The organism is Actinokineospora sp. UTMC 2448 (assembly GCF_024760565.1).
GTDB classification, from domain to species: Bacteria; Actinomycetota; Actinomycetes; order Mycobacteriales; family Pseudonocardiaceae; genus Actinokineospora; species Actinokineospora fastidiosa.
Genome location: NZ_CP031087.1, coordinates 4809003 through 4820750, shown reverse-complemented (window position 1 = coordinate 4820750; position 11748 = coordinate 4809003). Strand labels below are relative to the sequence as shown.

The 11748-nt window shown below is 67.0% G+C and carries 15 protein-coding genes and 1 CRISPR repeat array; of the genes, 4 read left to right on the top strand and 11 right to left on the bottom strand.

Features of this window, described 5'->3' with window-relative positions; all coding sequences use genetic code 11:
• Genes cas4 through cas2 form a run of 3 tightly spaced genes read left to right on the top strand, consistent with a single transcriptional unit; the run spans position 1 to position 1958 of the window.
• The gene (gene cas4, locus Actkin_RS21895) at positions 1-648 is read left to right on the top strand and encodes a CRISPR-associated protein Cas4 (protein ID WP_258904086.1); all 648 of its coding nucleotides are present in this window, start codon (positions 1-3) and stop codon (positions 646-648) included.
• Positions 648-1664, top strand: a complete 1017-nt coding sequence (gene cas1c, locus Actkin_RS21890) for a type I-C CRISPR-associated endonuclease Cas1c (RefSeq protein WP_258904085.1) — start codon at positions 648-650, stop codon at positions 1662-1664. Before cas4 ends, cas1c begins: the two co-directional genes overlap by 1 nt.
• Positions 1665-1667: 3 nt before the next feature.
• Positions 1668-1958: a CRISPR-associated endonuclease Cas2 gene (gene cas2 / locus Actkin_RS21885; protein WP_258904084.1), complete on the top strand. Its 291-nt coding sequence runs from the start codon at positions 1668-1670 to the stop codon at positions 1956-1958.
• 249 nt (positions 1959-2207) lie between these two features.
• Positions 2208-2967: a CRISPR direct-repeat array (repeat unit 37 nt; unit sequence GCAGCACCGGCCCACCCGGGCCGGTGAGGATCTCAAC).
• Between the two features lie 338 nt (positions 2968-3305).
• On the opposite strand, the gene Actkin_RS21880 is transcribed toward cas2, so the two are convergent.
• From Actkin_RS21880 to Actkin_RS21835, 10 genes are all read right to left on the bottom strand, one after another.
• Entirely contained in the window at positions 3306-3611 is a 306-nt protein-coding gene (locus tag Actkin_RS21880) for a hypothetical protein (RefSeq protein WP_258904083.1), read from the bottom strand.
• Positions 3612-3679: 68 nt separating this feature from the next.
• A complete protein-coding gene (locus tag Actkin_RS21875; protein WP_258904082.1) occupies positions 3680-4132 on the bottom strand; it encodes an NUDIX hydrolase in 453 nt (150 codons plus the stop codon).
• Positions 4133-4206: 74 nt separating this feature from the next.
• Positions 4207-4833: a dTMP kinase gene (tmk, locus tag Actkin_RS21870; RefSeq protein WP_258904081.1), complete on the bottom strand. Its 627-nt coding sequence runs from the start codon at positions 4831-4833 to the stop codon at positions 4207-4209.
• The gene (locus tag Actkin_RS21865; RefSeq protein ID WP_258904080.1) at positions 4830-6305 is read right to left on the bottom strand and encodes a B12-binding domain-containing radical SAM protein; all 1476 of its coding nucleotides are present in this window, start codon (positions 6303-6305) and stop codon (positions 4830-4832) included. Before Actkin_RS21865 ends, tmk begins: the two co-directional genes overlap by 4 nt.
• Positions 6274-7083, bottom strand: coding sequence for a DNA glycosylase family protein (locus Actkin_RS21860; protein WP_258904079.1), 810 nt, complete (start codon positions 7081-7083; stop codon positions 6274-6276). The genes Actkin_RS21865 and Actkin_RS21860 overlap by 32 nt, the downstream gene beginning before the upstream one ends.
• 101 nt (positions 7084-7184) lie before the next feature.
• The gene (locus Actkin_RS21855) at positions 7185-7976 is read right to left on the bottom strand and encodes a helix-turn-helix domain-containing protein (protein WP_258907969.1); all 792 of its coding nucleotides are present in this window, start codon (positions 7974-7976) and stop codon (positions 7185-7187) included.
• A 38-nt stretch (positions 7977-8014) separates the two neighbouring features.
• On the bottom strand, positions 8015-8272 hold the full coding sequence (locus Actkin_RS21850) for a hypothetical protein (RefSeq protein ID WP_258904078.1): 258 nt from the start codon (positions 8270-8272) through the stop codon (positions 8015-8017).
• 5 nt (positions 8273-8277) lie between these two features.
• Complete coding sequence (locus Actkin_RS21845) at positions 8278-8484, bottom strand: hypothetical protein (protein ID WP_258904077.1); 207 nt, start codon at positions 8482-8484, stop codon at positions 8278-8280.
• Positions 8484-8822 (bottom strand): hypothetical protein, encoded by a 339-nt coding sequence (locus Actkin_RS21840; RefSeq protein ID WP_258904076.1) that lies wholly within the window; start codon positions 8820-8822, stop codon positions 8484-8486. The genes Actkin_RS21845 and Actkin_RS21840 overlap by 1 nt, the downstream gene beginning before the upstream one ends.
• 325 nt (positions 8823-9147) lie before the next feature.
• Positions 9148-9507: a recombinase family protein gene (locus tag Actkin_RS21835; protein ID WP_258904075.1), complete on the bottom strand. Its 360-nt coding sequence runs from the start codon at positions 9505-9507 to the stop codon at positions 9148-9150.
• A gap of 31 nt (positions 9508-9538) precedes the next feature.
• On the opposite strand from Actkin_RS21835, the gene Actkin_RS21830 reads away from it, so the two are divergent.
• A complete protein-coding gene (locus Actkin_RS21830; RefSeq protein WP_258904074.1) occupies positions 9539-10987 on the top strand; it encodes a helix-turn-helix transcriptional regulator in 1449 nt (482 codons plus the stop codon).
• On the opposite strand, the gene Actkin_RS21825 is transcribed toward Actkin_RS21830, so the two are convergent.
• On the bottom strand, positions 10971-11690 hold the full coding sequence (locus Actkin_RS21825) for a Type 1 glutamine amidotransferase-like domain-containing protein (protein WP_258904073.1): 720 nt from the start codon (positions 11688-11690) through the stop codon (positions 10971-10973). The genes Actkin_RS21830 and Actkin_RS21825 overlap by 17 nt on opposite strands.
• Positions 11691-11748 lie beyond the last annotated feature (58 nt).

Here is an 11748-nt window from a genome sequence, read left to right as displayed (position 1 = left end):
GTGACGGATGAGCAGGGCTGGACGACGCTCACCCCGCCGGGCAGCATCCCGATCTCAGCCATCGAGCACTTCGCCTACTGCCCTCGCCAAGCCCTGCTCATCCACCAAGAGAACTACTTCGACGCCAACGTCGACACCGTTCGAGGCGACCTCGCCCACGCGGCCGTTGACCGCGGCGGTGCCATTGTGGGCCGCGACGCCACCGTCTGGCGATCGGTGCAGGTGTGGAGCGCCACCCTTGGCCTGCACGGAGTATGCGACACCGTGCACGTGCGCGATGGCCTGCTTGTGCCGGTCGAGCACAAGTCGGGTACCTACAGGCCCGGAGGGCCAGCTGACCTGCAGGTCGCCGCCCAGGTGGTGTGTCTGCGGGAGATGCACGGAACCGATGTCGACCACGGCGAGGTGTACTCAGGACGTACCCGGCGCCGCTATCCGGTGGTTGTCGACGCTGACATGGTCGACCGACTCACGGACATCGTCAACCGGCTGCGTGCGGCGCTCCAACGCACCGAGTTACCCGCGCCGGTCAACGACCGTCGCTGTGTCCGCTGCTCCCTGCAGGCTGGCTGCGTGCCGGACATCCCGACCGGGCCTGCCGACCTGTTCAGCCCGCGCACCGCTGCGGACTGGCCCGACGAGGATTGATGAACGAGCTGCTGCGCACCCTCTACGTCACCACGCCAGGCACGAGCCTGCACCTCGAGGGTGACACCGTCCGCGTCGTCCACCCCGACAAACCCGGTCGCCACCTTCTGCCCTTGGTGCGACTCAGCGACATTGTCGCCTTCAACGGGGTTACTGTCACCGACGACCTGCTGCACCGCTGCGCCGCTGACACCCGGCCGGTCACCTGGGTTACTCGCAACGGCCGCTTCCTTGCACGTGCGCACGGCCCACACAACGGCAATGGCCTACTGCGCCTGGCACAAGCCCGCGCGCATGACGATCCCGATCATCGAGCTGCCCTCTCCCGCGCTTTCGTCGCCGGAAAGCTGCACAACTACCGGCAGCTCCTGCTCCGCACGGCACGCGACGCGACCGGGCCACGCCAGACGACGCTCCGCGACGTGGCGGAACGCCATGCCACCGCACTACTCGAACTTCCCAACGCCAACAGCCCCGAGACCATCCTCGGAATCGAAGGCCGCGCCGCCCGCGACTACTTTCAAGCCCTGCCACATCTCGCGGCCGGCGCCCCGCCGGGACGAACTCGGCGACCGCCCCTCGACCCGGTCAACTGCCTGCTCTCCTTCGGCTACGCCATGCTCCGGATCGCAGTCCACGGAGCCTGCGAGCAGGTCGGCCTCGACCCCCATATCGGGTACCTCCACGGCATCCGCCCCGCGAAACCCGCCCTCGCCCTCGACCTGATGGAAGAACTACGTCCCCTCCTCGTGGACCGTCTCGTCTTCACCCTGCTCAACCGCGGCCAACTCAACCACCGCCACACCCAGGCCGAACCCGGCGGCGCCGTAACCCTCACCGACGACGGTCGCAAAGCCTTTCTTCAGCATTGGTCAACGGCCAGGGAACGCACGTGGCACCACGCAGCACTTAATCGTGACGTCCCGGCCGGACTGCTTCCCTTGCTCCAAGCCCGCCTTCTCGCACGGCACCTCCGCGGCGATACCCCCACCTACCACCCCTGGACCCTCACCTGACCCATGGAACTTCTCGTCACCTACGACATTGACACCACGACCCCACAAGGCGAACGTCGCCTCCGCCGTGTTGCCAATACCTGCGAGGGCTACGGACATCGCGTCCAGAAGTCCGTCTTCGAGGTTGTGTGCACTCCCGCTCAACGCCTAACCCTCCAAGCCACCCTCAATGACCTCATCGACCACGCCACCGACAGCATCCGCATCTATCACCTTGACCGAGGTACCTTTGCCAGCACGGTGCACCTTGGCAACGCCCACACTCCGCCCCACCACGGCCCGCTCATCCTTTGACTCGCCCGCAGCAGACGCTCGCCCGCCGATCTGCTACCGCGACCGCTCTCTCAGCATGATCTGTGAAGGGCTCCCTCTCGAACCATGGGCCGTTCGACCCGCCTGAGCACTCTGGCCGCAGGTTCGGAACCTCAAGTGCGGCTCGACGGCCGGTAGGTTCCGAACCAGCTCCCGGGCGTGTTCACGCTCGTCGAGCCTCCTCATGGCCGTCGTTCAACCTGGCTAGGCAGTTTTGCCAGCTCAAGCAGGGCAGCACCGGCCCACCCGGGCCGGTGAGGATCTCAACTACCGCCACTCCGTCGACAACCCCGAAGCGCGCATGCAGCACCGGCCCACCCGGGCCGGTGAGGATCTCAACGGGATGGTCACGATGAGGCTCCGAGAGGGAGGGCGGCAGCACCGGCCCACCCGGCCCGGTGAGGATCTCAACACGGTGGAGATCCCCGACCCGGTGGTGTCGTGCCGGCAGCACCGGCCCACCCGGGCCGGTGAGGATCTCAACTCCCCGCACTCGGCGTACTCGTTGAAGCGGGAGGCAGCACCGGCCCACCCAGGCCGGTGAGGATCTCAACGACAGCCCTTGCGAGCTCCCGGGGTCGACGTTCCTGGCAGCACCGGCCCACCCGGGCCGGTGAGGATCTCAACGCCGGAGCCCGCCGGGTGGCAGGTGTCCGGCCACGAGCAGCACCGGCCCACCCGGGCCGGTGAGGATCTCAACCTGGGATGAGGGGAGCCCGGCCCGGCGGCGGTTGCGCAGCACCGGCCCACCCGGGCCGGTGAGGATCTCAACTTCGCCGGTGGTCAGGTTGTCGAGCTCGACCGCGGGCAGCACCGGCCCACCCGGGCCGGTGAGGACCTCAACACGTGCGGCATGACGACGATGTGACCGCCCAAGGAGGCAGCACCGGCCCACTGGGCCGGTGAGGATCTCAACGGCAAGGCCGCCCACCACCGGCTGCCCGCGGTGGCCGAGAAGCACCGGCCCACCCAGGCCGGTGAGGATCTTCAACTTGTCCGCTTGCCTGGTGTCGCGGAGGTGCAGGAGTAGCATCGGCGCACCTGGGTCGGCGAGATCAACGCGGTGGCGTGCACTACGCCAATCGGGCGGTCGGCCGCAGTACCGGTCAACGTAGATCGAGAGTCTCAACACGCGGCGCGCGCAGGCGCTCGACTTCATCGACGTGGCAGCACCAACACACCCGGGTCGGTAAGGACCTCAACCCCGGGACCGTGCCTGCTCCAGGTGCCTCGGCGGCACGATCACGCATCCCGATTGTAAATGATCTTCCTGGTCTGCTCAGGCTTCAACAGACGCTAGCGCCGCTCTTGCTCCCTAGAGGCGAGACGCTAGAGGCGCCTTCTGTCAGGAACAACCATGTTGCGGGTCATGGCTAGGTAGGGGGCATCGTCGAGTTCTATGCGGCTCGGGGACGGGCCGTCGGTGCGTAGGGCCCAGAAGTGGTCGGGGTCGAGGTCTTCGGAGCACGCGGTGCAGGACAGGTAGAGGACGCCGTTGCGTTCGATGGCGCGGTAGCCGGTCTTGCTGACGCTGTGGATGCCGACTTTGCAGGTCGCGGGGAGGACGCCTACCCGTGCGCCGATGCTGTCGCGGTGGTAGCGGACTTCGCCGTCTGGTTCCCGATCGTCGAACATGGGCGGGACACTACCTCGCGTCTCGCACACACGTTCGAGTGACTCGGGGTATGGGTAGAGGCGGGGCGTTATCCGACGTGGGCGTGCTGGGGGAGCCAGCCGTGTTCGCTGAAGGTGGTGCCGTCGCGGTAGGCGTGGATGCCCTGGGCGGGGTAGTCGATGGTGTCGTGGGGGAGGTCGTGGAGCGGGAACCAGGCGAGGGCCGAGCACTTGTCGGGTTCCTGGTTGGTGGGTTCGCCGATCCAGCGACTGGTGGTGAAGAACAGGCCGAGGCGGGGTTCGGGGCCGGAGCCGTTGACGTGGATGGTGTGGACGCAGGTGAGGTCGGTGGGGGCGATGAGCACGCCGATCTCCTCGGCGGCTTCTCGGGCGGCGGCGGTGGTGGCGGGTTCGTCTGCGTCGAGTTTGCCGGAGGGGAGGTGCCACATGCCGTCCCAGGCGCCGCCTTTGCGTTGGGACAGGAGGACGTGGTCGTCGCGCAGGAGGAGGACGTGGACGTCGATGAAGTGGCGGTCAGCCATGTGGGCGGGCCTTCCGGGCTGCGAGGTGCGGACTGAGCCAAACGGCCTAATCGCCGGTGACTCAGCCCGGAACCTTACGCAGTCGCCGGGCCGGGCTCGACAGGTGTTCGGGGTTCGGCGACCCGGCTGGCGATGATCTCGGCGACGCGCTCGGGGTCCTGCTGGGTGGTGTCGACGAGCAGGGTCGCGTGGTTCAGGCGGTGGCGGGCCAGGAGGTAGAGGTCCATCTCGCGGGCGGCCGAGGCGGGGCCGTTGTGGAAGCGGTGGTGGGTTCCGCGTTGGGCGACGCGGGCGGCGGCGGTATCGGGGGTGGTGGTGAGGATGACGGAGAGGTCCGGTGGGTCGACGGCGGCGTTGAGGGCGGTGAGGAAGTCGAGGGGGACGCCGTCGATGTGCTGCAGGACGAGGCTGGAGGCGACGTACCGGTCGCAGACGACGGTATGTCCCGCGGCGCGGTGGGGTCGGATCTCGGTGAGTTGCTGGTGGTAACGGTCGGCGGCGACCAGGCAGGCCAGGGCGTAACCGGAGTAGCGGTCGCTGTGGGCGCGGGCGATGCGGCCGAGCTCGTCGGTGGAGGGTTGCGCGATGGCGTGGACGTGGTGCCCGCGGTCGGCGAGGAGGCGGGCCAGGTGGCGGGACGTGGTGGTCTTGCCCGCTCCGCCGGGGCCGTCGAGGGTGATCAGCAGGCCGAGGCCGTTCATGCCGAGGTCCTCCGATCGTGTTGGGCCTGGGTGAGGTGCGTGAGGCGGTCACGGATGTAGTCGATCGGGGCGTCGGCCAGGGGAAGGTTGACGGAGAAGTTGAACTCGTCGCGCTCGCGCATCGCCTCGTTCAGGCCCTGGTCGGTGAGGTCGACCGGTTGGTAGTCGAGCAGCTGTTCAGGCCGGTATCGCCCGGTGGCGATCAGACGGTGCCAGTCAGGGGTGCCGGGGTAGGGCCGGTACTCGAACACGCTGGCCCGGAAGCGGCCTGGCTGATGGTCGGACAGATTCCAGAGGCGATGGACGAGGTCCACCGTCGAGTCGATCTCGGCCGCGGTCTCGCTGGGGAAACCGAGGATGAAGTAGCCCTTGACGTCGATCCCGCGTTCCGTCAGCCGCCGAACGACGTCGGCGGCCATGTCCGGGGTGATGCGCTTGTCGATGAGTTCGAGCATCCGAGGGCTTCCGGACTCGATGCCGAGAGCGACCTCGCGCAGCCCGTTCGTAGCGAGGGTGTCCAGGAGCGTGTCAGGGCAGCGGTGCAAGACGTTGATCCGCCCAGTCGCGTCCCACCGCGCCCACGAACCGACCTGCTCGGCCGTGAACGCGGTCATCATCCGATCGATGACGCGACGGGCGCCCAGGAAGAGGTCGTCGACGAACCGGAACGCCTCCACGCCGTCAGCCTGGAGCTGACGCATCTCGGCGATGATGTTGTACGGGTCGCGCGTGCGGATGGTGACGTCCGGGTTGGCCGATACCGCTGCCCCGCAGAAGGAGCAGTCGTACGGGCAGCCGCGGGCTCCGACCATGTTCGCTTCCAGCCTGCCGTCCGGAGCGAGGTAGGGGTCTTGGGCGAGGAACACGCGATCGACGAAGGGCAGGGCGTCGATGTCGGGCGCGAGGTGGTGGCTGTTGCCAGGCGTGCCGCCCGTGACCGGGGTGCGCAGGATCGGGTCGATCCACATCACGCCCGGCAGATTGGCTCGGCTGCGGTGGTCGGCGAGGAGTTCGGCGACGCGGGTCTCGCCTTCGCCGAGCACCAGCGCGGCGCAGCGGGACATGCGCGGGTCGGTGAGGACCTCCACGGGCATGGCCTTGGCGTGATGGCCGCCCAGCATGACCTTGATCTCGGGGTCTAGGCCCTCGGCCACGTGGGCGCTGAGGTGGTAGGTCGGGGCGAGCAGGTTGAACCCTGCCCAGCGCGGCCGGGCCTGGTTGACGAGGGCGACGGTCTGTTCGACCCCCAGCCCGTGTGCCTCGGCGTCGAGGACGCCGACATTGAATCCCTGATGGGCGGCGTAGGTGGCGATGTAGGCGAGGCCGAGGACCGGCAGGGTGAAGTCGTTGACTCGCGGTCGCGAGGCGTAGTCGCGAAGCGGGGCGTTGACGAAGACCGCGTCCACCGGGCGCGTCAGGTCCGCTCCGGCGATGAGGGCGTCAGAGCGCGGCGGCTCCTTGGGCTTGGGCATGGCGTACTCCCCACGCGAGGGTGAGCAGCGTCCAGTCGGAGAGCTGCTCACCGGCCAACCCGCGCCACACGGCGGCGAACTCGGGCTCGCTCTGCGGCCACTGGTAGGCCGGGGCGAGCCGTCGCGCCCAAGTACGCACGGCGAGGTCGGCGAACGGATACAGGCTGAAGTCGTTGGTCGCGTCCGCGACGGCGGCGCCCGCGGTCCACGGTCCGATGCGCGGCACGTCCTGCACTGCGGCCACCAGGTCGGAGGCGGTCAAAGCGGCCCAATCACGATGTCGAGCCAGGTAGGCATCGGCTGCCGCGCGCAAGGGAGCGCGTTTGAAGGACATACCCAGTCGGGTGAACTCGGCGTCTGGCAGCGCCAACACGGTGTCCGGGGACGGGAACAGCCACGCTGGTCCCGCCGGAGTCTCGACGCTATCGCCGTGTGCGCGGCAGAACTCCCGGTACAGCAGCCGTGCCTGCCCGGCACGGATCACCTGCCGTACGATCCCGGTGGCGAGCGCATCCCAGAGATCGGGGTTGGCCAGCCGCATCACGGTTCCATTGGTCCGCAGCGGATCCAGCAACGCGGGCTCGCCGACCAAGCGGCCAGGATCGGCTAGGTGGAACAGCTGCGGCGCGTCGGGCAGAGAATTCACCGAGACACCATCCGCGCTTGGTCGGGCGACGACCGCGAGGACTTCGTCGCGGTGGCGAACCGCCCGCCACGCGGTTCCGTCCTCGGCGGTCTGCCAAGCCGGGTGATCGACCATGACATGTGCGGCACGCATGCTGCTCCCTTCGACAAGGGTTAATAGACCATCATCGCCACCCCGCTTTCCGTTACGACCAAGTGGGACCTCCCTCTCAGCTGAGGGTTGAAGGTCATGGGTCAGAGCTGTCCGACGAACCTCTTCAACACGCTGCGGGTGTCGGCGACCGAACAGGCCGCCCGGCGCAGTTCCTCCCGCACTCGGGCGTAGAGGTCGACCGCGGGCTCGTGGAGGTAGACGCTGCTGCCGTGAAGTTCCAGGTACACGACGGACGGGTCCTTCGGGAAGTCGAGCATCAACCACGAGTGGGTGAGTGCGCTTAGCGGCGCTCCCGCAGGCACCAGTCGGACGCCCACTCCTCGATCAGGCGCGCCGATCAGGTGCTCGAGTTGTTCCTTGAACACGGCTGCGCCGCCGAAGGGTGTCCGGAGTACGAATTCGTGGATGAACGCTGTGTGATCCACCCGATGGAGAAGCCGCTGCCTCTGTCGTTGCCCTTTCCACTTTGCTGCTGCGGCTTCCCGGGTGAGGCCGTCGGCGTGCATGCGGGCAAGGGCGTAGGCCCTTGTCTGCAGCAGCGTTGGCGCGCACGTGATCGCCCACTCCGTGGCCGTGTGGGCGTTGCTCCCGTAGCTGTCGAGAGCGTCCGCCGCAGGCAGTTCGTCGTCCAGTTCCTGATGCCACCAACCCGCCTGTTCGTCGAACCGGGCCATCGCGAGGAGGACCTTGCGGAGTCGCGCTGGCGCGCCGTACAACGCCAACAGCCCGGCGAGTTCCTCGCTGGTGATCCGTCGTCTGCCGTTCTCGGTTCGGCTCATGGACGCCAGGGAGACCTGTGCCAGCTCTGCCGCTTGCTCCAGGGTCAAGCCCGCATGCCTTACCCGGAGGGCTCGAAGGTGCGCGCCCAACATCCGGTCCCGAGAATGCGGTGTCTTACGGTCCACTCGCCTCATTGATCACCAATCAGTCGTGCTACCACTGTGGGCAGATCACCGACGACACTCCACCCGCTCGAGCCGTCGGCGTACTGGCGCTGCGACACGACGTGGTCCAGGTCGTAGACGATGAAGGAGTCCTGCGAACCATCTACGCCGAACCTCACGGCGACAAACAGGGCGAAGGGCGGGCCGATGGGCAGGGGAATCCATCCGGTCGCCCGCAACTCGGCGACAAACGCGCCAAAGGCCGCGCTTCCCCGGGGTGGCATGGAGTTCATCCTTGAGGTGTCCCGGCGGGGAACATGGTGCAGGTGTAGGAGATGGCGCACTCCGGGCAGACCAGGGCCGTCATGGGGCGGTCGGACAGGAAGTGATGGACCTGCATGCCGCAGAGCGACAAGCGATGCCCTCGGACGATCAGGTGCGCCCGTCGGGGGTAGTAGTCGCTGATGGCCCACACGAAGGTCAGGAGAGTGTCCATCAAGGTCGTCCGGGGAGGTCGCGGAGGCAGGAGATGATGCGTTCGCCGATGACGTTCGGTGGGTCGAGGGCGAGTTTCGGGTGCTGGATGATGAGGTCGACCAGGACGTCATGGCCGCTCGTGGTCAGGCGGAGGCGCCGCTGCTGCCACCCGATCTCCTGCCCAGGGCGTACCAGATCGAGCTGGGCCAACTCCTGAGCGCTGCGTTGGACGTAGCGGGGGACGGGGAAACCGTGGTCGCTGACGCGGCCGTCACCGTGCATGGTCAAGCCACCTCGGGCGGTTCGGCGCAGGGTGAGGGCCCACGCGAGGGAGCGGTTGATGCCGTCGACCGTCATCGCTTCCTCGCGTGCAGGGCGCGGCGAACGGCAGCGATGACGGCAGTTGCGGGTGGAATGAACCAGCCGAGCGCGTCGTAGTGCGGTGTGACTTCGGTGCCTCGATGAGGCATGAGCGGTTCCCTTCGCCAGGGCCGGTTCGTGCGGCGCCCGTCCCATCGAGCGGGACAGCGCGAGAGGCGCCGCACGAACCGGCTGGAGGACGCCGAACCGGCCAGGCGCGCGACGGTGGGGAAGGGCGACCGTACGGCCAAGACGACGTCGTGGTTTGTGCCGCAGCCTGGATTCCTGCTGCGGAAAGTTCAGGGACAGAGGGGAGACAGCCTCAGGGCCGGGCCAGGCACAGTCTCCGAGCGATCTCCGGTAGGTCCTTGTCGCGAACTTCGAGCGTGCAGCCAGTGCGCCGAACTGCTCGCACGAGGCGGGCAACCACGTCGGCACGAGGTGACAGGTGCAAACTCCCTAGGACCACAGCCGCCGACGAATCCGGCATGGCCAGTGCGTTCAGCAACCCTCGGAAGCCGACGCGGTCATCGTCCAAGGCTCCGCCGCAGTCGGTGAACACCGCCTGGAGCGCCCATCCTTCCCGGGCGCACCAGGTCGCCAGTTGCTCCTTGCAATCCCGTACGTAGGCGTCGTCCTCGACCAAGGCCCGGACGTAGCCGTAGACCACCGGCGCAGGCACGCAAACCTCCAGATCCGTTCGGACCGTTTGGATGACACCCGACGCCGGACGCGGTCCGCACTGCCACGGGAAGCCCGTCGGAGGAGGCGAGTTCGGACCTTCCGACGCCGGGTGCCTGGGACTAGCGTGCTGTGCTTCACTGGTTGTGGTCGACCGCTCGCAGGCAGTTGTGAAGAAGTGTCAAGGGGCAACGGCAGTGCCAGGAAACAGGGAGTTGGGCGCGGTTCTGCGGGAACTGCGGAAGGCGCGGGGCATGACCCTCGCCGCCGTGGCCCGTCAGGCGGGCTGCGCTGAGTCGCTCATCTCCTACGTGGAATCCGGTAAGCGCCAGCTCCACCCATGGCTCGCCAGCAAACTGGACGGGATATACCAAACCGGCGCTGTGATCGCATCGCTCCTGCATGGGGTGGATCAAGAGGTTGAGAACGGTCAGGAGGGGGTAGCTTCTAGGGACACAGTGGTAGTGGAGCTTCCCCAAGGAGGTGTTTCGATGCCGCTGTCACGGCGTGAACTATTCACCGCGCTTGGAGTCGGCATCGCGGGCGGCCCTTTGTATCGACACTTCGAACAAGCGTTGGACGCCGTCCGGATCGGCGACGACACGCTGAAGGCTTTTGAGGACGCATACGCGGGCTATCAGACCGCAGCGCGCACCCTGCCGCCGTCACGACTCATCGATTCCCTCACTGGCAATGTTGCCGTGCTAGATGGGTTGCGTCGGCGTGCGGGCGCCGGTGTCCGTCCGCGATATTGCCATATGCAGGCACGGTACGCCGAGACGCTCAGTTGGCTCAGCGAAGAGGCTGGCGATCTGACGGGAGCGATGTACTGGATCGACCGAGCCAGTCAGTGGGCGCAGGCCGGTGATTGGAATGCGATGGCGGCCTACGGATTCGTTCGTCGTTCTATGATGGTGGTGAGTTTCTCCGGGGACGGAAAGCGGGCGGTGGATAACGCTTCGGCGGTCTTCGCGATGACGGACGTCTCGCCAAGAATTCGGGGCCTAGCGGCCAAGCAGATGGCTTTCGGGCATGCCCTGGCTGGTGACGAGGCGAACAGTAACAGGGCCCTTGATGACGCTATGCGACTGCTTTCTGAGGACAGTCGCGAGGATGACGCCGTGCTGGGGCAGCGCAGTGTGGTCAACGACGATCTCTTCACGATCTTCCAGGCCACCTGCGACGTCTATCTGGGCCGCGGCGAGCGGGTCGTTCCGGTGCTCGAACCGCGCCTCCCGTCGCTGTCGTCGTCCTCGGCTCGCACGGCCACCATCACCCGCGCCAAGCTGGCCCGGGCCTACGCGAACGCAGGTCAACCCGAAGAAGCGAGCCGAATGTCCCTGGCCGTGCTGGACGACATCGAGCGCGTCGGTTCCTTGTCGGCCCGCAGCGAGCTACGGCGCGCGGTTCCCGTGCTCAGCTATTGGCATGGTCGCGAGGATGTTCAAATGGTCCTCGACAGGCTCAAGCCGATCGTTTGAGCCGTTCGACAGGCAGCGGCGTCTCCTCAATCTCGTCGCGCGTCGTCCGCTTGACGTGATAAGCGCCCGCATTCGCCCTGTCAGAGATTGCTGCCACCAACTGCGTGCCCTCGAAATGCAGTCCGGCGCCAGCGTCCGTGGCGTAACCATCGGGTAGTTCGTCGCGCTTTATTGCTGCCTGGAACTGTTCGCGGCGATCACTGTAATGCACCGCGTTGCTGTACGGCAGGAGCGCGAGTCCGTCGTTCAGCACGGAGACCTCGCCGAATGAGTCGGTCGTGCCGCCGGAGAACCAACACAGCGAGCCAGCCGATTCTCCTGCCAGCACGACTCCACGCTCCCAGCACTCGCGCAGGATGGTGTCTACCTTGTGAACTCGCCAAACTGCCAGCAGGTTCGCCAAGCTGCCGCGGTCGATCCAAATGACGTCCTGCTGGTGCAGATGTTCTGCGATGTCTGCCACGTTGGGCTTGTCGAACAGGGTGAGGTGGCTGGACTGGACGTCCGTGCCTTCGAAGGCCGACGTGAAGTTGGCGATCGAGTCAGGCCGGTCGCCAGTGCCGGTGGAGATGAAGCACAGCCGTGCGCGGTTAGTGCCCGCCAAGTCGAAGGCGTACTGGAAGACTGGTGACGGCTGCCATGGATCCCGCGCCCGGTTGAATCCCATCGATGTCGCCAGAATGGTCGGTTGCTTCGCTGGCATTCCCGTGCTCCTTGCCACCGGTCGGGAGCCCCATTTTAGGGCAGGTTGATCAGGTCTG

Coding starts and splice junctions, on each gene's coding strand:
- Actkin_RS21865 (WP_258904080.1), bottom strand. CDS start 6,305: ATGCCCAAGCCCAAGGAGCCGCCGCGCTCTGACGCCCTCATCGCCGGA.
- Actkin_RS21845 (WP_258904077.1), bottom strand. CDS start 8,484: ATGGACACTCTCCTGACCTTCGTGTGGGCCATCAGCGACTACTACCCC.
- Actkin_RS21855 (WP_258907969.1), bottom strand. CDS start 7,976: ATGTTGGGCGCGCACCTTCGAGCCCTCCGGGTAAGGCATGCGGGCTTG.
- Actkin_RS21840 (WP_258904076.1), bottom strand. CDS start 8,822: ATGACGGTCGACGGCATCAACCGCTCCCTCGCGTGGGCCCTCACCCTG.
- Actkin_RS21830 (WP_258904074.1), top strand. CDS start 9,539: ATGACACCCGACGCCGGACGCGGTCCGCACTGCCACGGGAAGCCCGTC.
- Actkin_RS21875 (WP_258904082.1), bottom strand. CDS start 4,132: ATGGCTGACCGCCACTTCATCGACGTCCACGTCCTCCTCCTGCGCGAC.
- tmk (WP_258904081.1), bottom strand. CDS start 4,833: ATGAACGGCCTCGGCCTGCTGATCACCCTCGACGGCCCCGGCGGAGCG.
- Actkin_RS21860 (WP_258904079.1), bottom strand. CDS start 7,083: ATGCGTGCCGCACATGTCATGGTCGATCACCCGGCTTGGCAGACCGCC.
- cas1c (WP_258904085.1), top strand. CDS start 648: ATGAACGAGCTGCTGCGCACCCTCTACGTCACCACGCCAGGCACGAGC.
- cas2 (WP_258904084.1), top strand. CDS start 1,668: ATGGAACTTCTCGTCACCTACGACATTGACACCACGACCCCACAAGGC.
- Actkin_RS21880 (WP_258904083.1), bottom strand. CDS start 3,611: ATGTTCGACGATCGGGAACCAGACGGCGAAGTCCGCTACCACCGCGAC.
- Actkin_RS21825 (WP_258904073.1), bottom strand. CDS start 11,690: ATGCCAGCGAAGCAACCGACCATTCTGGCGACATCGATGGGATTCAAC.
- Actkin_RS21850 (WP_258904078.1), bottom strand. CDS start 8,272: ATGCCACCCCGGGGAAGCGCGGCCTTTGGCGCGTTTGTCGCCGAGTTG.